At 75.8% G+C, this 21068-nt stretch carries 17 protein-coding genes and 1 tRNA gene; 13 read left to right on the top strand and 5 right to left on the bottom strand.

The features are described from left to right. Positions 1-13: 13 nt before the first annotated feature. From ACYVAP_RS02030 to ACYVAP_RS02015, 4 genes are all read left to right on the top strand, one after another. On the top strand, positions 14-1438 hold the full coding sequence (locus ACYVAP_RS02030) for a dihydrolipoamide acetyltransferase family protein (protein WP_498859308.1): 1425 nt from the start codon (positions 14-16) through the stop codon (positions 1436-1438). Between the two features lie 61 nt (positions 1439-1499). Further along, positions 1500-2153 (top strand): fluoride efflux transporter FluC, encoded by a 654-nt coding sequence (locus ACYVAP_RS02025; RefSeq protein WP_498859307.1) that lies wholly within the window; start codon positions 1500-1502, stop codon positions 2151-2153. Then, positions 2150-2566: a fluoride efflux transporter FluC gene (locus tag ACYVAP_RS02020; RefSeq protein ID WP_264451404.1), complete on the top strand. Its 417-nt coding sequence runs from the start codon at positions 2150-2152 to the stop codon at positions 2564-2566. Before ACYVAP_RS02025 ends, ACYVAP_RS02020 begins: the two co-directional genes overlap by 4 nt. Continuing rightward, positions 2563-4365 carry a CopD family protein gene (locus tag ACYVAP_RS02015; protein ID WP_498859306.1) on the top strand — a complete coding sequence of 601 codons (1803 nt, stop codon included), beginning with the start codon at positions 2563-2565 and terminating at the stop codon, positions 4363-4365. The genes ACYVAP_RS02020 and ACYVAP_RS02015 overlap by 4 nt, the downstream gene beginning before the upstream one ends. On the opposite strand, the gene ACYVAP_RS02010 is transcribed toward ACYVAP_RS02015, so the two are convergent. Both ACYVAP_RS02010 and ACYVAP_RS02005 read right to left on the bottom strand, forming a co-directional pair. Then, positions 4307-5716 (bottom strand): flavin-containing monooxygenase, encoded by a 1410-nt coding sequence (locus ACYVAP_RS02010; RefSeq protein WP_498859305.1) that lies wholly within the window; start codon positions 5714-5716, stop codon positions 4307-4309. The genes ACYVAP_RS02015 and ACYVAP_RS02010 overlap by 59 nt on opposite strands. A gap of 37 nt (positions 5717-5753) precedes the next feature. Beyond that, a complete protein-coding gene (locus tag ACYVAP_RS02005) occupies positions 5754-6770 on the bottom strand; it encodes a BadF/BadG/BcrA/BcrD ATPase family protein (RefSeq protein WP_498859304.1) in 1017 nt (338 codons plus the stop codon). 58 nt (positions 6771-6828) lie between these two features. Between ACYVAP_RS02005 and ACYVAP_RS02000 the strand changes: the two genes are divergently transcribed. The 7 genes from ACYVAP_RS02000 (at position 6829) to ACYVAP_RS01970 (ending at position 17444) form a co-directional block, all read left to right on the top strand. Further along, on the top strand, positions 6829-8298 hold the full coding sequence (locus ACYVAP_RS02000; RefSeq protein WP_498859303.1) for a glycoside hydrolase family 3 N-terminal domain-containing protein: 1470 nt from the start codon (positions 6829-6831) through the stop codon (positions 8296-8298). Positions 8299-8436: 138 nt separating this feature from the next. Beyond that, positions 8437-10098 (top strand): ABC-F family ATP-binding cassette domain-containing protein, encoded by a 1662-nt coding sequence (locus tag ACYVAP_RS01995; RefSeq protein ID WP_498859302.1) that lies wholly within the window; start codon positions 8437-8439, stop codon positions 10096-10098. 87 nt (positions 10099-10185) lie between these two features. Further along, entirely contained in the window at positions 10186-11493 is a 1308-nt protein-coding gene (locus ACYVAP_RS01990) for an O-acetylhomoserine aminocarboxypropyltransferase/cysteine synthase family protein (protein ID WP_498859301.1), read from the top strand. Between the two features lie 73 nt (positions 11494-11566). Then, the gene (locus ACYVAP_RS01985) at positions 11567-12283 is read left to right on the top strand and encodes an HAD family hydrolase (RefSeq protein WP_498859300.1); all 717 of its coding nucleotides are present in this window, start codon (positions 11567-11569) and stop codon (positions 12281-12283) included. Next, complete coding sequence (locus ACYVAP_RS01980) at positions 12280-12972, top strand: HAD family hydrolase (RefSeq protein ID WP_498859299.1); 693 nt, start codon at positions 12280-12282, stop codon at positions 12970-12972. The genes ACYVAP_RS01985 and ACYVAP_RS01980 overlap by 4 nt, the downstream gene beginning before the upstream one ends. Before the next feature lie 127 nt (positions 12973-13099). Beyond that, on the top strand, positions 13100-15019 hold the full coding sequence (locus ACYVAP_RS01975; protein WP_498859298.1) for a redoxin domain-containing protein: 1920 nt from the start codon (positions 13100-13102) through the stop codon (positions 15017-15019). A 19-nt stretch (positions 15020-15038) separates the two neighbouring features. Beyond that, entirely contained in the window at positions 15039-17444 is a 2406-nt protein-coding gene (locus ACYVAP_RS01970) for a pyrophosphatase (RefSeq protein WP_498859297.1), read from the top strand. Positions 17445-17456: 12 nt separating this feature from the next. Here ACYVAP_RS01970 and ACYVAP_RS01965 read toward each other — a convergent pair whose 3' ends face one another. Both ACYVAP_RS01965 and ACYVAP_RS01960 read right to left on the bottom strand, forming a co-directional pair. After that, positions 17457-18041, bottom strand: a complete 585-nt coding sequence (locus tag ACYVAP_RS01965; protein WP_264451483.1) for a TetR/AcrR family transcriptional regulator — start codon at positions 18039-18041, stop codon at positions 17457-17459. A gap of 78 nt (positions 18042-18119) precedes the next feature. Then, a tRNA-Gly gene (locus ACYVAP_RS01960) sits at positions 18120-18190 on the bottom strand. 108 nt (positions 18191-18298) lie between these two features. On the opposite strand from ACYVAP_RS01960, the gene dcd reads away from it, so the two are divergent. Next, positions 18299-18892, top strand: coding sequence for a dCTP deaminase (gene dcd, locus ACYVAP_RS01955; protein ID WP_264451484.1), 594 nt, complete (start codon positions 18299-18301; stop codon positions 18890-18892). Beyond that, complete coding sequence (locus ACYVAP_RS01950) at positions 18889-19689, top strand: hypothetical protein (protein WP_498859296.1); 801 nt, start codon at positions 18889-18891, stop codon at positions 19687-19689. Before dcd ends, ACYVAP_RS01950 begins: the two co-directional genes overlap by 4 nt. A 10-nt stretch (positions 19690-19699) precedes the next feature. On the opposite strand, the gene ACYVAP_RS01945 is transcribed toward ACYVAP_RS01950, so the two are convergent. Further along, on the bottom strand, positions 19700-21043 hold the full coding sequence (locus tag ACYVAP_RS01945; protein ID WP_498859295.1) for an MFS transporter: 1344 nt from the start codon (positions 21041-21043) through the stop codon (positions 19700-19702). Between the last annotated feature and the right edge of the window lie 25 nt (positions 21044-21068).

The following is a 21068-nucleotide window of genomic DNA, read 5'->3' as shown; positions in this document are numbered from 1 at the left end:
AAGGATCACCGCCATGAGCTCCCAGCCCACCCCGTCGCTCGTCACGATCGACCTCACCGATCCCGGTGAGGGCCTCACCGGGGCGGAGATCCTCGACATCAAGGTGAAGCCCGGTGACACCGTCGCCATCAACGACCCGGTGATCGAGGTCGAGACCGCCAAGAGCGCCGTCGAGCTCCCCAGCCACGTCGCCGGCACCGTCACCCGCGTGCTCGTCGCCGTGGGCGACGAGGTCGCCGTGGGCGCCCCGCTCATCGAGGTCGACACCGCGGGCGGCGCAGCGCCCTCCGGCGCAGCGACGCCCGACGTCGACACCGAGGTGCCCTCGCCCGAGGAGCCCGCGGCCGCGGCGCCGGACCCTGCCGACGCCGAGCCGAAGAACCTCGTGGGCTACGGCGCGAAGGAGGCCCCGCAGCGCCGGCGCCGCCGCCCCGCGGCCCAGGAGGAGCAGGCGGGGGACGAGCAGTACCCGGCCGAGCGCGCCCTCGCGAAGCCGCCCGTGCGCAAGCTCGCCCGCGACCTCGGCATCGCCCTGTCCTCCGTGATCGCGACGGGCCCCGGCGGCACCGTCACCCGCGAGGACGTGCTCGGCGCCCAGCAGCGCGCGATCTCCGGCACGACCTCCGGCGAGAGCGACGCCGACTTCTTCCCCGAGGAGTCCCCGCAGGTCCCCGAGGGGCTCGGCGGCGCCATGAAGTCCGTCCGCGACCAGCCCTTCGCCGGCGTCACGAGCGACGAGCGCACCACCCGCGCGCCCATCCGCTCCGTGCGCAAGCGCACCGCCGAGGCGATGGTGGCCTCCGCCTTCACCGCCCCCCACGTCACCGTGTTCAACGAGGTGGACATCACCGCGACCTGGGACATCGTCCAGCAGCTGAAGGCGTCCCGGGAGTGGAAGGACGTCAAGGTCTCCCCGCTCGTCGTGGTCGCCAAGGCGCTGCTCGTCGCGATCCGCCGCAACCCCGAGGTGAACGCCTCCTGGGACGAGGCCGCCGGCGAGATCGTCTACAAGCACTTCGTGAACCTCGGCATCGCCGCGGCCACCCCGCGCGGGCTCATCGTGCCCAACATCAAGGACGCGCACCTCATGACCCTGCGCGAGCTCGCCGACGCGATCGACGACCTCGCCCGCACCGCCCGCGCCGGCCGCACCCCGCTCTCGGCGACCCGCCAGGGCACGATCACCATCACGAACTTCGGCGTGTTCGGCATCGACTCGGGCACCCCGATCCTCAACCCGGGCGAGTCCGTGATCCTCGGCGTGGGCGCGATCAAGGAGAAGCCGTGGGTGGTGGACGGCCAGATCGTCCCCCGCCGCGTCGTGCAGCTCGCCGCGAGCTTCGACCACCGCCTCATCGACGGCGCCCTCGGCGCGGAGCTCCTGCGGGACGTCTCCGCGGTGCTCGAGAACCCGAGCATGGGCCTGGTCTGGGGGTGACCGGCGCCCGGTCCGGGGCCAGCCTGGGTCCGGTCGCGATGAGCATCGGTACCCTGATCCGGTGACCTCGACCCCTCCAGCCCGCGACAGCTCCGCGCGCCGCGACGACCCGCGGATGCACACGGTCGAGATGGCCGCCCTGCAGCTCGACGAGGTCGAGGCCTCGCGGGTGCTCGGCTCCGGCCCCGTGCAGCCCGGCGGGCTCAGCGCGCGGCGCACCGCCCTGCTCGTCGGCATCGGCGGCGCCGTGGGCGGCGGGCTGCGGTACCTGATCACGGTCATCGCGCCGACCGTCACGACGCCCACCCTCGTCGAGGTCCCCTGGGCGACCCTCTGGTCGAACGTCATCGGCTGCCTGGCGCTCGGCGCGCTCACCGGCGTGCTCGAGGTGCGCCGCGCCCCGGCCTGGACGATGCCGCTGCTGGGCACGGGTCTGTGCGGCGGCTTCACGACGATGTCCGCGGTGGTTCTCGAGGGCTCGGCGATGCTCGGCGCGAACTTCCCGATCCTGGCCCTCGCCTACGGGATGCTCACCCTCTCCCTGAGCCTCGGTGCCGTGGTGCTGGGCCTGCTGATCGCCCGCCGGATCGCCCGCCCCGTCGCGGACCCGGCGCTCCACGACGGCTCCCGCACCCCCGCCGCGCTGCCGGGCCCCGGCGCCCGGGTGTGCACCGCCGAGTCGCCGGTGTCGCCGGGGGAGGGGGAGGTGCGATGATCACCGCGCTGCTGGGCCTCGGAGGGCTCCTCCTCGTCATGATCGGCGCCGGCATCGGGACCGTCGGCCGCTGGGCCTTCGCCGAGCACGGACCGCGGCTCCTCGCCCGCCGCCTGCCCGAGGTCGACCTCGCCGTCGTGCGCCCCTGGATGACCTGGACGGCGAACGTCGTCTCGAGCTTCCTGCTGGGCATCGTCGTCACCCGCCTGGGCGCCGCGACCGGCGGCGCCGGCTACGTGTTCCTGCTGCTCGGGACCGGGCTCTGCGGTGGTCTCTCGGTGCTCTCGACCGCCGCGATGGACGTCGTGGACCTCGTGCGCCGCGGCACCGCCTCGATCGCGCTGGGCTATCTCATGCTCTCCGTCGGCGTCTCGATGGCCTTCCTGTGGCTGGGGCTGGTGATCGGCTCGTGAGCACCCGTCCCCATCCCGGCGCGCTCCTCGCCGCCGGCGGCGTCCTCGCGCTCGTCGCCGTCGTCTCCGTCCTCGCGGCCGACGCCGCGGGCGGCGGCGCCCTCGCCCTGCTCGACGCGGGCGCCGTCGCCCGGCACGGCGGCCCCGTCGCCTCCCTCATCGCCGATCTCGCCGCCGCGGTGCTGCTGGGCGGCGCCGTCGTCGCCGGCTGGCTGCTGCGCGAGGACGAGGACCGCGTGCGCGCCATGGCCCTCGTCGCGATCGCCGGCGGCGTCACGACGCTCGCCCGCGGCGTGTCCCTCCTGTTCTCCTACGCGGTCGCCACCGGGCAGGCCGTGGGCAGCGCGCGCTTCGGCTCGGACCTGCTCGTCTTCGTCTCCACCGACCTCGGGGTCTGGCTGGTCACGGCCGTGGTCCTCGCGGCGATCGCGACCACGGCCGCCGCGACCGGATCCTCGGTGGGCCTCGCCCGCACGGTCGCCGTGCTCGCCGGGCTGCTCGCCTTCAGCGCCGCCATGACCGGGCACGCGGCGGGGGACTCGAGCCACGAGGTCGCGACCTCCACGATGCTCGTGCACCTGCTCGCCGTGGGCGTCTGGCTCGGCGGCCTCGGCACCCTCCAGCTGCTCCCCGAGCGCTCCCGGGACGACGCCCGCGTGGTGCACGGCTACTCGCACCTCGCGCTCGTGTGCTGGATCGCCCTCGCCCTGAGCGGGGTGTGGGCGCTCGCGGTGCGGATGAACGGCCCCGGCGACCTGCTCACGAGCGCCTACGTGCAGATCGGCCTCGCGAAGGCGGCCCTGCTGATCGCCCTCGGCGTGCTCGGCGCCCTGCAGCGCCGCGAGCTCGCGACCGCGGGGACCGTCTGGGCGCGGGGCTCCGTCGCCGCCTACCGCCGCCTCGCCCTCCTCGAGCTCGTGCTCATGGCGCTCGCCGTCTCCCTCGCCGCGGCCATGAGCTCCTCCCCGCCGCCCGCCGAGCAGTCCACCCCGCCCTCGGGCCCCGCGGGTCTGCTCACGGGCTACGAGCTGCCGCCCGCGCCGGAGCTCCCCGCGCTGCTCGCCCAGTGGCGCCCCGCGCCCTTCCACCTGGCGCTCTGCGCGGTCGTGCTGCTCGTGTGGTGGCGCGCCGCCGCCCCGGCCCGCCAGCGCCGCGCGACGGTGCGCCTGCTGCTGGGGCTCGGGGCGCTGCTCGTGCTCACGCAGGGCCCCTTCGAGGTCTACGCGACCGTCGCCTCCTCCGCGCACCTGCTGCAGCACGTGCTGCTCGCCGCGCTCGCCGGGGTGCTGATCGGCAGCGCCCTCACGGTGCCCGAGCGGTGGCGCGCCCTCACCGGGCGGGCGCAGCTGCTGCTCCTGCTGCCCGCCGCGGCGCCCCTGCTGCTGGTGGGCGCCGCCTACGGGGTCTCACCCGTGCTGCGCCTCGCCCTGGACTCGCATCCCGCGCACCTCGCCCTGCAGCTGATGTCGCTGCTCGCCGGGGTGCTGCCGGTGCTCGCCGTGCGGGCCTCGACACGGCCGCTCCTGCTGGCCGCCGTGCCGCTCGCGCTCACCGCGGCGGGCGTGGCCGCGCTGCTCGGCACCGACGTGCTGCTCGCGGCGAGCTGGTTCGGCGCGACCGGACGCACCTGGTGGGCCGACGCCCTCGCCGATCAGCGCCGCGGCGGCGCCGCGGTGCTGGGCGTGGCCCTGCTCACCGCGATCGCCGCCGTCGTGACGCTGCTGCTCCGCCGCTCGCGGATCAGGAGAGCAGCGAGCGCACCGTCCGCAGGCGCGCGAGGAGCTGCTCGCGGTCGGTGAACGGCACGAGCCGCTCGCCGGTGCCCTCGACCGCGGTGGGCCGACGGGCGCCGCCGCCCAGGAGCGACCCGAGCCGGCCGCGCAGGCCCTCACCGCCCGGGGCCGGGGCCGTCGGGACCGCGGAGTCCGAGCCCGCGCGCAGGCGGCGGAACTGCTCGATCCCCGTCGACCCTGCGGCGCCGTCGAGGCGGGCGCGCAGGAGGTAGGCGGCGACGTCGGCCTGCTCCACGAGCACCGGCAGCACGCCGCCGGTGACCCGCTGCTGGCCGAGCACCACGAGGTCGTCGCGGCCGCGCGGGAACGCGCCGAGGAAGAGGTCCAGGTCGCCGCTCGCCGTGCGGGGGACGACGCCCTCGGGGAGGTGGCCGGCGCCGGTCTCGTAGCCGGTCGCGAGGATGATGAGATCCGCGGCGACCGGGCCGAGACCTGCGACCACGGGACGGCCGTCCTCGACGCCGGTCACGGCGCCCACGGGGGTGATGCGGCCCTCGCGCACGCGGTCCAGGACGTCGTCGGAGACGATCACGGAGTCCTCGAGCAGCGGGGCGGTCGGGGCGGGCAGGCCGACGGAGGCCGGATCGCCCGCGGCGCGGGAGACGACCGCCTCGGCGATCCTCCCGTTCAGGCGGCCCAGCACTGCCGGCTCGCGCGCGGCGAGCACGTCGCCGGGGGTCCCGGCGATGCGGCGCGGCACCACCCAGTGGCCCGTGCGGACGGACCACTGCACCTCGAGGGCGCGGCGGGCGGCGTCCACGGCGATGTCGGCCGCGGACTGCCCCGAGCCGACGACGAGCACGCGCTGCCCCTCGAGGCCGTCCGCCCCGTTCCACTGCGAGGAGTGGATGACCGTGGTGCCGTGGCCCACCTCCGACGCCCATGCGGGGCGGTGGGGGCGCTCCGCGATGCCGTGCGCGGAGACGACGGCGCCGTAGACGTGGATCTCCCCGGTGGAGAGCTCCACCTGCCACACGCCGTCCTCGAAGGGGCGCGCCGAGCGCACCTCGACGCCGGGGCGGAAGTGCGCGGTGAGGTCATGGCGCGCGGCGTAGGCGCGCAGGTACTTCGCCATCTGCCCGGGCGTGAGGAACTCGGGGAAGGACACCGGCTGCAGCATGTCCTCGTACTGGGTGCTCTCGCGGGAGGAGACCATCTCGAGCGCGGGCCACACCGGGGAGTCCTCGCGCTGCAGGTTCCAGATGCCGCCCACGTCCTTCGCGCGGTCCACGAGGTCGAAAGGGACCTCGAGCGCCTTGAGCGCGGCCGCGGCGGCCAGTCCCGCCGGACCGGCACCGATGACGAGCACCTTCGCGCGCGTGGGGACCGGATCGTGCGGGTCGTGCTGCTCGGGCATGGAGAGCCTTTCGGATCGAGGAGCGGGCGGGCCCATCCTAGACGCCCGCGGTGGCCGCCTCCCGGGCCAGCTGGAGCGCGCCGGGGAGGCCGTCGATCGCCTCGCGGTGCTCGCGGCCCGCGGCCTCGAAGCCCGTGACGAGCTCGTCGTGGATCGGCCCCGGGGTCGCGAGCACCGAGCCGGCGAGCACCACCGGCAGGTCGAGCGCCGGATCGATCTGCCGCACCGTCTCCGTCACGTGCCGCACCACCGAGTCGAGGATGTCCCGCGCCGTCGGGTCCTCGGGGACCGTGCCCGGCAGCGGGGCGAAGCGCCCCAGCTCGGCGAGGTTGCCCGGAGGGGCGATGCGGGCGATCGCCCGCGCGAGGTCGTCGCGCACGTCGCCGGTGGGCGAGGGCGGCAGCAGGCCGTCGCGCAGGTCGAGGTCGAGCATGTCGCCCAGCCGCTCGGTGAGCAGCGTGCGACGGCCGCGGCCGTCGATGTCCGCGGCGACGACCTGCAGGGTGCGCCGTCCGATCCACACCGCGGAGCCCACGTCCCCCAGCAGGGGACCCATGCCGTCCCGCCGCGCGACGACCCGGCGGTCCTCGATGCGCACCGCGACGGCGCCCGTGCCGGCCCGGACGAGCAGACCCGAGTCGCCCACGCCGCCCGCGAGGAACGACGTCAGCAGCCCGCGCCCCACGACGATCCGGGAGGCGGGGATCGCCGGGCGGGCGAGCGGGGAGAAGAGGCCCTCGCCGAGGGACTGCGCCTCCTCGAGCTCCGTGTGGGCGAGGCCGTGCACGCCGAGGGACACGGCGACCAGGTGCGGGGGAGCGCCCCGCTCCTCCCGCAGCGCGTCGATCGCGCGATGGGCGGTCGCGCCGAGGAGGTCGAGCTTCTGCTCGGGGCGGGCCCCGGGCGTCGCCCCCGGGCCGTCGAGGTCGAGGACGGGAGACGTGCCCGCGGCGACCGGGGCGAGCACCACCCGGCTGCGGGTCGTGCCGATGAATCCCGCGAGCACGAGCGGGGCGCTCGACGAGGGGCCGGAGGAGGGGGTGACGGGGTCCATGGGCTCTCCCTGCGCAGTCCTATCCTGAGCGGGACGCACGTCCCGAGGAGGTGGGCACATGATCGCACGGTCAGCAGGGGATCCCGTGGCCGGGGAACCCGCTCCGGGGACGAGCCCGCTCCCGCTCGCGGCCCGCCTCCCCGCCACCGATCCGCTCGGCGCCCTCGAGCGGATCGCCGCCCGTCCCGTGCACCCGGCCGTGCTCGAGCTGCCGCCCGTGGACCCCGGCCCCTGGGCGGAGCTCGCCGCCGCGGCCCGGGAGGCCCTGCCCGGGGCGCTGCTCGCCGTGCGCGCGCAGGAGGACCCGACGGCGGGGGAGCCGACGGAGGCGGGGACCACGGCGGGGGCGGCGCTCCTCCCCTCGGCCGCGGCGCTGGGCACCGTCGACGACGTGGACGCGACCCGCGCCCTCGGCGACGCGCTCGGCGACCTGCTCGCGGGACTCGGCATCGACGTGCTCCTCGGCCCCGTGCTGCACGTGGCGAGCGGACCCGACCCGCTCGTCGGCACCGCCGCCGTGGGCCGGGACGGGGACCTCGTCGCCCGGCACGGGCGCGCGCTCGCCGCCGGCGTGCGGGACGCCGGGATCGCCGCCTGCGGGCTCGCCCTGCCGGGCCTCGGCGGGATCCCGTGGGCCGACGCGGCCGGGGACCGGCCGAGGGCGGGGGTGCCCCTCACCCCCGCCCAGTGGCGCGACCACCTGCTCCCGTGGGCGATCGCCCCGTGGCTCGACGCCGTCCTCGCCGCCCCCGTCGCGGCCTCCGCCCTCGGCGAGGGGACCGCCGCCCTCGCCCCCTGGCCGCTGCGGCTGCTCGAGGAGTCCGCCCACGCCCCCTTCCACGGCCTGCTCGTCGCCGGTGACCTCGCCGTCGCCGCCGCCCGCGACGGCCTCGACCTGCCCGCGGCGGTCCTCGCCGCCGCCCGCGCCGGGGCGCACGTGCTGCACGTCGGCGACCCGTCGGCCCTGGCCCCCGCCGCCGCGGCGCTCCGGGAGGCCGAGCGCACCGGGGAGCTGCCCCCGGAGCTCCTCGCCCGGCGCACCGGGGCCGCCGCGGAGCGGCTCGCCGCGCTGCGCGCCCGGCGCCGTTGGCTGCCCACCCCGGATCCCGCGGCGGCCGCCGCGGTCCTCGCGGCGCGCTCCGCCGCCCTCGCCCTCCGGGCCGTGCGGGCGCGCCGCGCCGCCCTCGACCTGCGCCCCGTCGCCGTCGTCGACCTCCGCGCGCAGGCCGGCGCGGCCGCGCTCGTGGACGCGCTGCGGGCGCGCCACCTGCAGGCGGAGTCCCCGCTCTACGCGGCGGATCTCGAGGCCGCGCCGCAGATCCTCGCGGTCACCGGCCGCGGGAGCCGGGACCCGGGGGAGACGGAGCGCCTACGCGCCCTGCTCGCGGCGCGGCCGGACGCGATCGTCGTCCACACGGGACCGCGCGAGACCCTGCCCGAGGCCGAGCGCACCGTGAGCGCCCTCGGCGCCTCGAGGACCATGCTCGACGCCGCCGTCGCCGCCCTCCTCGGGGATCGACCGGCCTGACCGGGGAGTGCGCGCGGGTCACGCGGAGAACAGCGGAAAAGAAGTGGAGCGACGGGACGGACGGTCGTACCGTCGTCCCCATGCGTCTGTGACCCGCCCCCGTCCGTGCCCGCTTCCCGCACCCACCGGAGCAGATCCATGTCCCAGAACGCCTCCTCCCTCGCCGCCCTGCACCTGCGCGCGGAGGGCATCTCCCACGCCTTCGGCGACCGCCGCGTCCTCACCGACGTGAGCCTCACCGTGCCCGCAGGCGTCCCCACCGGCCTGCTCGGCGAGAACGGCTCCGGCAAGTCCACCCTGCTGCGGATCCTCGCCGGCGAGCTGCACCCCGACGTCGGCACGGTCGACGCCCCCGGCCCCGTCGGCATGCTCCACCAGGAGCTGCCCCTGGACCCCGAGCGCACCACCGTGGACGGCGCCGTCCAGGACGCCCTGCGCCGCGCCCGCCGGCTCGAGCGGGAGCTCACCGCCGCCGGGGAGGCGCTCGCCGAGGTCGGCGAGGGCGGGCCCGCGGGTGACGCGGGCGCCGGCGCGGCCGCGGCGCGCTACGACGAGCTGCTCGCCCGCGCGACCCTCGCGGACGTCTGGAACGCGGAGGTCCGCGCCGCGGAGGTCCTCGCCGGCCTCGGCCTCGCGGGCCTGCCGGGGGACCGGCTGATCGGCCGGGTCTCCGGAGGACAGCGCGGACGCCTCGCCCTCGCCCACCTGCTCATCACCCGCCCCACGACGCTCCTGCTCGACGAGCCCACCAACCACCTCGACGACGAGGCCGCGGACTACCTCGCGACCCTGCTCGGGGAGCATCCCGGGCCCGTGCTCATCGCGAGCCACGACCGCGCCTTCCTCGACGCCGCGACCCGCGGCCAGCTCGACCTCGACCCCGCGCCCCGCCCGCTCGAGGAGGAGCCCGGCGGGCTCACCGCCTATACCGGCACCTTCACCGACCACCTCCACGCCCGGCTCGACGCCCGCGAGCGCTGGGAGCTCCGCTTCCGCGACGAGCAGGAGGAGCTGAAGCGCCTGCGCACCCAGCTCCAGGACTCCCACCAGGTGGGCCACGAGGGCCGCGGTCCCCGCACCGAGGCGCGCGCCTCGAAGAAGTTCTACTCGGACCGCAACGCGACCGTCGTCTCCCGCCGCGTGCGCGACGCCGAGCGCCGCCTCCAGGAGCTCGAGCGCACGCAGGTGCGCAAGCCCCCGGCCGAGCTGCACTTCACCGGGGTGCCCGGGGCGAGCCGCGCCGACGGCGGCGTGCTGCTCTCCGCGGCCGACGCCGCCGTCGAGGCGCGGCTCGCCCCCACCTCGGTGAGCCTGAGCGCGGGGGAGAAACTGCTCATCACCGGCCCCAACGGCAGCGGGAAGTCGACCCTGCTCGCCCTCCTCGCGGGGACCCTCGAGCCCACCTCCGGCACCGTCTCGACGACCTCCCGGCGGGCCCTGCTCGCCCAGGACGAGGAGGTCGACGAGGACACCACCGTGCGCGCCCTGCTCGGCGGCCTGCCCGGCGAGGCCGCCCCCGAGCTCATGGGGCTCGTCCACCCGCGTGACCTCGACCGGCCCCTGGGACTCCTCTCCCGGGGCCAGCAGCGGCGCGCCGCCCTCGCCGCCCTGCTCGCCGACCCGCCCGGGCTGCTCCTGCTCGACGAGCCGACCAACCACCTCTCCCTCGACCTCGCGACCCGCCTCGAGCGGGCCGTGCAGGACTGGGAGGGCACCGTCGTCATCGCCTCCCACGACCGCTGGCTGCGACGGCGCTGGAGGGGACGCACGCTCGAGATCGGCGACGACGCCCCGTCATGACCGTTCACGTTCCTGGCCGCTGAGCACCGGCGCGGGCGAGGCTGTGCCGCATCCGGCATTCCGCCGCCCAGCACCCCTGGAGGAACGTTGACCGACACCGCCGCTCCCGGCCCGCGCTTCGAGACCCTCGCGATCCACGCGGGGCAGGAGCCCGATCCCACCACCGGCGCCCGCGCGCTGCCGATCTACCAGACCACGAGCTACGTCTTCGACAGCGCGAAGACCGCCGCGGACCGCTTCGCGCTCGCCGAGCTGGGCCCCATCTACACCCGCATCACCAACCCCACCCAGGAGGCGGTCGAGAACCGCATCGCCGCCCTCGAGGGCGGCGCGGCCGCGCTGCTCGTCGCCTCCGGCCAGAGCGCGATCACGCTCTCGATCCTCACGGTCGCCCAGGCGGGGGACAGCGTCGTCGTCTCCCCGAGCCTGTACGGCGGCACCCACAACCTCTTCAAGAACACCCTCTCCCGCCTCGGGATCGAGCCGGTGTTCGTCGAGGACCCCGACTCGCTGGACTCCTGGCGCGCCGCCGTCCGGCCCAACACCAAGGCCTTCTTCGCCGAGACGATCCCGAACCCGCGCCAGGACGTGCTCGACATCGAGGGCGTCTCCGGCGTCGCCCACGAGGCGGGCGTCCCGCTCATCGTCGACAGCACCATCGCGACCCCGTACCTGCTGCGCCCCCTCGAGCACGGCGCCGACGTCGTCGTCCACTCCGCCACGAAGTTCCTGGGCGGGCACGGCACCACGATCGCCGGTGTCATCGTCGACGGCGGCACCTTCGACTACGCGGCCGAGCCGGAGTGCTTCCCGCTGCTCAACGAGCCCGACCCGAGCTACCACGGCCTCGTCTACACCTCGCTGGTCCCCGCGCTCCCGCCGTACGCGATCCGCGCCCGCGTGGCCCTGCTGCGCGACCTGGGCCCCGCGATCGCCCCGCACAGCGCCTTCCTCATCGCCCAGGGCCTCGAGACCCTCCCGCTGCGCGTGCAGCGCCACGTCGAGAACGCCCAGAAGGTCGCGGAGCACCTGACCACGACGAAGGGCATCGTCTCCGTCGCCTACGCGGGCCTCCCGGACTCGCCCTACTTCGAGCGGGCGCAGAAGTACCTCCCGCTCGGCGCGGGCTCGGTGCTGGGCTTCACCCTCGAGGGCGGCCTCGAGGCGGGCACCGCCTTCGTCGACGCCCTCGAGCTGCACTCGCACGTCGCGAACGTCGGCGACGTGCGCAGCCTCGTCATCCACCCCGCCTCGACGACGCACTCGCAGCTGAGCCCCGAGGAGCAGCGCGCGGCGGGCGTCGAGCCGGGCTTCGTGCGCCTCAGCGTGGGCATCGAGCACATCGACGACATCCTCGCGGACCTCGACCGCGGCTTCGCGGCGCTCGGGCTCTGAGGAGCGACCACCCGGGCCGCGCGGGGTGGGTGCCTCGGCACCCGCCCCGCGCGGTCGATACGCTGGGGACATCATGAGCCGACCCCCCGCCTCCGCCCGCCCGCAGCCGCTCCCGTCCCCGCTCGCGAGCTGGCCGCCCGCGTGGACCCCCGCGGCCGTCGTCTTCGACTGCGACGGCCTGCTCGTGGACACCGAGTCGCGCTGGGTCGTGCTCCAGGACGCGTACCTCGCCTCCCACGGCGCCGCCTTCGACGAGGTCACGCGCCGCGCGGTCACCGGGCAGTCCGCGGAGGTCGTCGTCACCACGATCGCCGAGCACGTCGGCAAGGAGCCGCTCCTCGTCGCCGACGAGCTGTTCGCCGCGCACCGCGAGGACGTGACCGAGCAGGAGCCCCCGCTCCCCGGCGCCGTCGAGATCGTGCGCGCCGCCGCCGCGGCCGTCCCGGTCGCCGTCGCCTCCAACTCCCCGCGGGACCTGCTCGACGCGAAGCTCGCCGCGATCGGTCTGCTCGACGTGGTCGACGCGACCGTCAGCATCGACGACGTCGCCCACGGCAAGCCGGCCCCGGACCTCTATCTCACCGCCGCCGCGGCCCTCGGCGCCGCGCCGGGCGACTGCCTCGCCCTCGAGGACTCGGAGGTGGGCGGCCGCGCCGCGACCTCCGCGGGCCTGCACCTCCTCGCCGTGCCCTCCGTCCCCGGCCAGGCGCCGGAGGCCCCGCGCACCCTCGCCTCCCTCGAGGACCCCGTGCTGAGGGAGTGGGTCGCCGGATGGGAGCGCCGCCGATGACCGCCGACGCCCCCCGCCCCGTCCCGGACCGCTTCCGCGCGGCCTTCGGCGACTGGACCCCGCAGGCCGTGGTCTTCGACTGCGACGGCCTGCTCCTGGACACCGAGACCGTCTGGCAGAGCGCCCAGGACGCCGTCGTCGCCCGGATCGGCGCCGTGCTGCTCCCCGAGGACGGCGAGGTGCTCCACGGCTCGACGATCGAGGTCGCCGCCGAGGTCCTCGCCGCCCGCTCCGGACGCGAGGAGCCCGCCGTGCTCGCGCTGCTGCGCCGCGAGTTCGACCGCGAGCTCTCCGGCGGGATCCGCCTCATGCCCGGCGCCGAGGACACCCTGCGCGAGGCCGCTGCCCGGGTGCCGCTGGGCTGCGCGTCGAACTCGTGGCTCGAGGCGCTCGAGCACAAGCTCACCGCGGGCGGCCTGCGGGACCGCTTCACGGTGCTCGAGGCCTCCGACACCGTCGAGAACCCCAAGCCCGCCCCGGACATGTACGCCGCCGCGGCCCGCGCCCTCGGCGTGGAGCCCGGCGCCGCCCTCGCCCTCGAGGACTCCGGGACCGGGGCCCGCGCCGCCCGGGCCGCCGGGCTGCGCCTCATCGCGGTGCCCGTCGCCGGCGCCACGGCGCCGCCGGCGGACCTCGTGCTCGGCAGCCTCGCGGACCCGGAGCTCGCCGCCTGGATCCGCACCTGGTGACCCAGGTCGCGCCCGGCGGCCCGCAGATGACACGGATGTGACGCACTCGTCCGCCCCCGGGCGCGTCGTGTCCGCTCCTGGTGGATGAGTTGGCCACCGTCCAGGCTCGCGGTGTTCACTGGTCCCCATGACGACCCCCGACGACGCCTCCCGGCCCCTCACCGCCCGTGCGCACGGCTCCGCCCTCCGGGGCCGCGGCTGGCTCAACACGGGCGGGGCGGACCTCAGCCTGGAGGACCTGCGCGGCAAGATCGTGCTCCTCGACTTCTGGACCTTCTGCTGCGTGAACTGCCTCCACGTCCTCGACGAGCTGCGGCCGCTCGAGGAGAAGTGGGCGGAGGAGCTCGTCGTCATCGGCGTGCACTCCCCGAAGTTCGAGTTCGAGAAGGACCCGGTCGCGCTCGAGGCGAACATCGAGCGCTACGAGGTCACCCACCCCGTGCTCGACGACCCCGAGCTGCTCACCTGGACCGAGTACGGCGCCCGCGCCTGGCCCACCCTCATGGTGCTCGACACACAGGGTCGCATCGCCGGCAACCTCTCCGGTGAGGGGCACGCCGCGAACCTCGACCAGCTGATCGGCCGCCTCGTCGCCGAGGGCGAGGCCGACGGCTCCCTGCGCCGCGGGCCCGCCCCCACCGTGCTCGCCGAGCGCGTGCCCCAGACCCTCCGCTTCCCCTCGAAGCTCGCCGCCCTGCCCGACGGCCGGCTCGTCGTCTCCGACGCGGGCCAGCACCGGCTCGTCGTCTTCGAGGTCGACGGCGCGACCGTCGACGAGGTCATCGGCGAGGGCCGGCGCGGCCGCACCGACGGCGACGCGGAGACCGCGCAGCTCGCCGAGCCCAACGGCGTCATCGCCCTTCCGGAGGAGATCGCGGAGGAGGTCGGCTACGACCTGCTCGTCGCGGACACCGCCAACCACCTCCTGCGCGGTGTGAAGGTGGGGCAGGACCGCCTGCTGCGCCCCCGCACCGCCACCGAGGTCACGACCGTCGCCGGCACCGGCGCGCAGTGGATGCAGGGCGAGCCGCTGCCCCGAGGCGAGGGCGACCCCCGCAGCTTCTCCCTCTCCACCCCGTGGGACCTCACCTGGTCCCATGCGCTGAACCGGGCCATGATCACCATGGCCGGCATCCACCAGATGTGGACCTTCGACCCCGTCACCGGGGCGCTCATGGTGCTCGCCGGCACCACCCAGGAGGGCCTCGTCGACGGCCCCGTCGTCAGCTCCTGGTGGGCGCAGCCCTCGGGCGTGGACGAGCTCGCCGACGGCCGTATCGTCGTCGCGGACTCCGAGTCCTCGGCCGTGCGCGTCATCGACCCGCAGACCATGACCGTCTCGACGCTCGTGGGCAAGGGCCTGTTCGACTTCGGCCACGTCGACGGCCCGGCGGAGGACGCGCGCCTGCAGCACCCGCTCGGCGTGACCGCCCTGCCCGACGGCCGGATCGCCGTCGCGGACACCTACAACGGCGCGATCCGCCTGATCGACGAGCACGGCGCCGAGGACGGCTCCGCGACCGTCGTCACCGTCGCGACCGATCTCGACGAGCCCTCCGGCGCGATCGTCGGCCCGCCCGTGGACGGGATCGGCCAGCTCGTCGTCGTGGAGTCCGGTGCCCACCGCGTGACCTGGGTGCCCGTCGCGAAGGCCGCCGAGCGCGTCCTGGACCACGGGGCCCAGCGCTCCGAGCGCCCCGCGACCGAGGTGGGCCCCGGCCCCCTCACCGTGCGGGTCCTGTTCACCCCGCCCGAGGGGCACAAGCTCGACAACTCGCTCGGCCCCTCGACCCAGGTCACCGTCTCGACGACCCCGCAGACGATGATCACCGCGGGCAGCGGGGTCGGCACCGACCTCGAGCGGACCATCGAGCTGGATCCCGCGTACACCGAGGGCGTGCTGCACATCAACGCGCGCGCCGCCTCGTGCGATGCGGACCCGGCCGTCGAGTTCCCCGCCTGCCACATGCACCAGCAGGACTGGGGGGTGCCGATCCGCGTCGTCGAGGGCGCGCCCACCACCCTGGACCTCTCGCTGCTCGCCTGACCCCTCCCGGAAGCTGATCGTGGACCTCATCACCGACTTCCCGCTCGGCGACGACCTCGCCGTCGCGCTGCTCATCCTCGGCGTCCTCTCGATCGCCTCGCTCGTGGCGGGGGCCGTCGTGCCCTCCCGGCTGCGGCGCGACGAGGACGGCGCGGAGATCGACCCCGAGCTCGGCCTGCGCCTCGGGCGCGGGCTCAGCGCGGGCGGATCCGTGATCCTGTGGATCGGCCTCCCGCTCGTGCTGCTCGCGCTCCTCCTGCCGGGGGACACGGACCAGCGGATCCTGCGCTCCGCCCTGATGCTCGTGGGCCTGCTGCTGGGTCCGCTCGCCGCGTGGCGCGGCACCGCCGTGCAGATCGCGGCGCTCGGCCTGGACGAGGAGCGCCGCGGGACCCTGCTGCCGCGCCTCGGCGCGCTGACCGTCGCCGGGGCCCTCGCGCTCGTGGTGCTCCCGGTCTCGCTGTCCCTGTGGTTCCTCCAGCAGGCGGCCTCCGCCCCGCTCGTGGCGCTCGCCGCGGGCGCCGCCGTCTCCGCCCTCGCCCTGCGCGCGACCGCCGTCACCGCGGACGCCGCGGGCGATGCGGCCGCCGTGCTCGTGGGCACGGACGAGCACGAGCTCGCCGTCGACGCCGAGGACAACCTCGGCGCCCCGCTGCTGCGCTCGGCGCGGATGGCCCGCCGCGGCGGCGGCCTCGCCGCGGACCTCGTCGCCGTCGCCGCCGCCCTCGCGGCCCTCGGCCTGCAGATCGGCCTGCCCGTGCTCGCGGGCGAGGCGGTGCTCGTGGTGCTGCTCGCGCTCGGCACGTCCCTGCTCGTCGCCCTCGCCTCCGCCCTCTGGCCGGTCGTGCGCGGGGAGGGGCCGATCGCCGGGCGCCTGCGCCTGGGCGCTCTCGCGCCCGCCCTCGCCGGCGGCGTCGGCGCCGTGGTCGCCGCTGCGCTGTGGCTGCCCTCGGCGTACAAGAACCTGCGCTTCGACCAGGTCGGCATGGGCAAGTTCACCGACACCGCGATCGCGGGCAACGAGCCGATGGCCCGCACCGATCTCGAGCCGCAGATCGAGTCCGCGGTCACCGACATGTCGCAGTGGATCTCCGCGACCGACGACTCCCGGGACGCCGGCGCCTTCCTCGACGTCCTCACCCTGTACACGATCTCCCCGGCGACCGTGGTCGCGGGCGCCCTCGCGCTCGGCGCCCTCGTGGCCCTCGGCGTCGTGCTGCTCGGCGGGACGCTCGCGGACCGCCACGGCGGGAGCGTGCTGCGCGCGGCCCGCACGAGCCGCACCGGCGGGGCCCTCGGCACCGTCGCGGGCCTCGGCTCCGCGGCCCTCGTCGCCGCCTCCGCCCTGGGCCTGGTGGTCCTCGTCGCGGCCGTGATCAGCGTGCTCTCCGCCGGGATCCCCGCGCTCGCCCTCGCCCTGCTCGTCCATGCGGGCCTCGGCGCCCTCGTCGTCGTCAGCGGCTTCGGGGCGTCCTTCCTCGCGACGACCCTGCTGGACCGTCCCGGCGCGGACCGCGAACGGCGCGAGGCGGCCACCGCCTCCGCGACCGGCCCCCGCCTGGCGCTGCTGCTCGCCGCCGTGCTCGGCGGCCTCGCGGCCGTCGGCCCCGTCGTCACGACCGTCCAGGTCGCCGCCCGCGCCTCCTCGGTGTGGGAGGAGCGGGCGCTGCACGCGGTCACCCCGCAGTCCGTGACCCTGCTGGGCGGCCTCGCCCTCGGCATCATGGCCGTGCTGCTGGTCCTCGCCTCGCTCGCCGACGCCGCGCGCCGGGCGGGCGCCCTCGCCGTGGTCGCCGCGCGCGCCGCGCTGCTCGAGGACCAGGACCGCCTGAGCGTCGGCGACCTGCGCGACGGCTCGCGCCGCGCCGCCGTGCCGGCCCTCGCCGTCGCCCTGCTCGCCCCCGTCGTCGCCGCCTACGGGCTGGGGCCGAGCGCCCTGGCCGGCTACGTGGTCGGCACGGCGCTCACCGCGGCCGGGCTCGGCGTCTGGGCGATCGGCTCCGCCGCGACGCTCGAGGGCGCCGCGGACACGATCGCCGCGGGCCGTTACGGCGGTCCCGGCTCCTGGGGCCATTCCGGCGCCCTCGGCGGCGCCGTGCTCACGGGCGTCCTGCGCTCGACGCTCGGCGCGACCGCCGCCCCGCTGCTGCTGGTCGGCGCGCTCGCGGGGGCCCTCGTGGTCTCCTCGCCGGTCGCGATGATCACCGGCGGCACGAGCCACTACCTGCGCTGGGGCGTGGCCGTCGTCGCGATCGCGATCGTCGTCGTCACCTGGGTGGTCGCCGCGACCGCTCCCGAGGTCGATCTCGAGGACGGGGAGGGCGAGGTCTCCGCGCCGCTCTTCGGCCGCCGGGACGACCGCGACGACGAGGAGCTCGAGACCATCGACTCGATGAGCTGGGAGAGCGACGAGGACCGTCGCTGACGGCCTGCGGGATCAGGCCGTGGGATCCGCGCCGAGACCGCGCAGGACGAAGTCCTCGAGCGCCTCGGGGGAGTAGCGCCGGGCCGTCGGTCCCACGACGAGGCCGTTGACGATCCGCACCGTCGCGTCGACGTCGAGCGCGGGGGAGAAGGAACCGTCGGCCACGCCGTCCCGGACGATCGTGCGCAGCACCTCCTCGATGAGCACGACGTGCTCCCGCATCCGCGCCGCGTTCTCCGCCGTGAGGGCGGTGCGCATCGTCGAGGACTGCGGCATGTGGAAGGTGAGGGACAGCTCGAGCTGGGTGCGCACGTAGCTGCGCACCGCCTCGACGGGGGAGGGGGCGCCCGCGGTCGAGGCGCGGAGCTGCTCGATGTACCCGGCCGTCTCGTGCATCGCGTACGCGACCAGGAGCGTGTCCTTGTCCGGGAAGTGGTTGTACATCGCGGTGCGACCCACCCCGGCGCGCTCGGCGATCGCCGAGAAGGTCACCGCGTCGAAGTCCTGCGCCTCGAGGAGCTCGCCGAGCGCCGCGAAGATCTTCTCCCGGGTGCGCTCGCGGTGCTCCTCGAGCGAGCCTCCGATGATCTTGGGCATCACGCCTCCGGGGTCGTGGGGCCCACGCCCCCGTGTACGCAGGAACCGCAGGCCGATGGCCTGCGGTTCCTGTCCGAGAGCGGGTGACGGGAATCGAACCCGCGCTGTCAGCTTGGGAAGCTGAAGTTCTACCATTGAACTACACCCGCATGCGCCGGCATCGGCCGACGACCTCCGAGAGCATACCCCGTGCCCAGGCCGCGGCGCGAATCGGACGCCGGCTGACGACCACGACGGGGCGGGCTAGGCTGGCACGCGTGCTGCTGAGCGACCACGACATCCGGACCGAGATCGAGGGCGGGCGCGTGCGCCTGGACCCCTTCGACGCGCAGATGATCCAGCCGGCCTCGGTCGACGTGCGCATCGACCGCTTCTTCCGGCTCTTCGACAACCACAAGTACGCGATGATCGACCCGTCGGTCGAGCAGGAGGAGCTCACGCGCGAGGTCGCCGTGGACCCCGACGAGCCGTACATGCTCCACCCCGGCGAGTTCGTGCTCGCCTCCACCTACGAGCAGGTGACCCTGCCGGACGACGTCGCCGCGCGGCTCGAGGGGAAGAGCTCGCTCGGCCGCCTGGGCCTGCTGACCCACTCCACCGCGGGCTTCATCGACCCGGGCTTCCAGGGGCACATCACCCTCGAGCTCTCGAACATGGCGACGCTCCCCGTGGCGCTGTGGCCGGGCATGAAGATCGGGCAGCTGTGCTTCTTCCGGCTGTCCTCCGCCGCGGAGAGCCCCTACGGCAGCGAGGGCAACCTCAACCGGTACCACGGCCAGCGCGGCCCCACCGCCTCGCGCTCGCACCTGAACTTCCACCGCACCCGCATCCCCCTCCAGGAGGAGCAGTGACCGCTCGCACCTCCCACCGCCTGCAGCTCCCGCGGGACACCGCGCCGGAGGACGTGCTGACGATGATCACGAACGTGCGCCCCGCGGCCTCCCACCGTGAGGACGGCGCGCTCGACCTCGGAGACGGGGCGCTGCTCGTCCCGGACACCTCGCCGCGCGGCGCGGGCCGCTGGACCCTCGAGGTCGACCGGGACCGCGAGGACCCGGCCCCCGAGGGCGGCGACGACCTCCGCGGCTACGGCCGCGCCTTCCCCGAGGGCCTGCCCTTCGGTGCGGAGCGCGAGGCGCTGGACCTGCTGTGGTCCCTCGCGCGGCGCCTGCACGGCGCGGTCGTCACCGACGGCGGCGTGCGGCTGGAGCCGCACCCCTTCCACGTCCGCGACCTCACCGTGGTGAGCCCGCACGCACTCGCCCCGGAGTCCCTCGCGCAGCTCCTCGCGCCGCTCGAGCCCGAGGCGGAGCTCGACGAGGTGCCGGACGGCGCCGCCGCCGCCGGCTACAGCGTCACGATCCCTGTGGGGGAGGGCGAGGAGATCGCCCTGCGCGTGGGACGCAGCTCCGCTCCCACGGCCCTCGCGCGGCTGGGCTGGATCGACGGGGCCGTGGACTACGCGATCGTGCACCTGCCCGCGGATCCCGATGAGGAGGAGACCGAGCTGCCCGACGCGGCGACGGAGGAGCGCTGGATGGCGGCCTACCGCCGGATCGGGCTGCTCGCGGGCCTGCTCGTCGAGAGCGTCGGCGGCTACGTCGTGGACCTCGAGGGCTTCCTCGTGGATCCTGCGGACCTCGTCTGAGCCCTCCTCCTCAGACCGCGGCGGAGGCCGCGCGCCCCGCGCCGCCCAGGCGGATCGGCACGAAGGCCAGCAGGCCGATCGCGATGACGACGACGATCCCGAGGATCCCGGTGCGGGTGTCCTGCGCGATCCAGACCACGAGCGCGAAGGCCGCGGTGCCGAGGAAGCCCAGCGCCCGGCCCGTCGTCGCGTAGAGGCCGAAGTTCTCCGTCTCCCGGCCGGGCTGCGAGAGGCGCGTGAGCAGGTTCCGCGAGGCGGACTGCACCGGGCCCACGAAGAGGCAGATCGCGAGGCCCGCGATCCAGAACACGAGGGTCGCCGGCAGGAAGAGGACCACGAGGCCGAGGACCACGATCGCCGCGCAGCCGCCGATGATCACCGGCCGCGGCCCCACGGCGTCGTCGATCCTTCCGCCCAGGAACACCCCGATCCCGGCGACGAGGTTCGCGGCGATGCCGAAGACGATCACCTCGACGGTCGTGAAGCCGTACGCGTTCGCCGCGAGCACGCCCGCGATCGAGAACACGGCGCCCAGGCCGTCGCGGTAGATCGCCGAGGCCACGAGGTACTGCAGCATGACGGGCTCCTCGCGCACCGCCCGCACCACGCGACGGGCGATGTCGGCGTAGCCCTGCCAGGGCGTCCACCGCGCCGCGGGCTCGAGGGCCTCGTGCCGGGGCGCCCACAGCAGCAGCGGCAGGGTCAGGGCGAGGATCCACAGCGCGACGAACACGGGGATCGCCCGCAGGTTCCAGCCCGCCTCGCCCGTGATCCCGAGCAGGCCCGTGCCCGGCATGACGAAGCCGACCAGCACGACGCCCAGGCACACGATCGAGCCCCAGTAGCCCACCGCCCACGCGGTCCCCGAGACGCGGCCGCGGTTCGCGGGCGTGGAGATCTCCGGCAGCACCGAGTTCACGAACACCCCCGCGAGCTCGCTCGTCACGACGCCGAGCGCGATGAGGACCGCGCCCCAGACCAGGAAGTCCGCGTCCCGGGCGACCGTGGGCATGAGGGCGACGATCGCGACGGTCGCGAGCGTGGTGATCCGCAGCAGGGCGTTGCGCACCCCGCCGCGGTCCGCGAGGTTCCCCAGGAGCGGGGCGAGCAGCGCGATCGCGACCGCGCCGACGGCCTGCCAGGTGGTGAGGACCTGCGAGCCGTGGTCCTGCGCGGCCTTCACGGCGGCGTCGCCCACGGCGCCCTCCGCGGCGACGGCGCTCGCGACGTAGGTCGAGAACACGAAGGTGAGGATCACCGAGCTGAAGGCGGACATCCCGCCGTCCCAGAGCGCGAAGGCGGTGACCGCGCGGCGCAGGGAGCGGGGGGCGGCGGGGCGCGAGGTCGCGGGCATGGGGTCACTGTACGAAGCCCGCGGG

This window comes from Brachybacterium horti (assembly GCF_054777615.1).
Note: the sequence above shows the minus strand (reverse complement) of the source record. Positions and strands in the feature narration are given on the sequence as shown.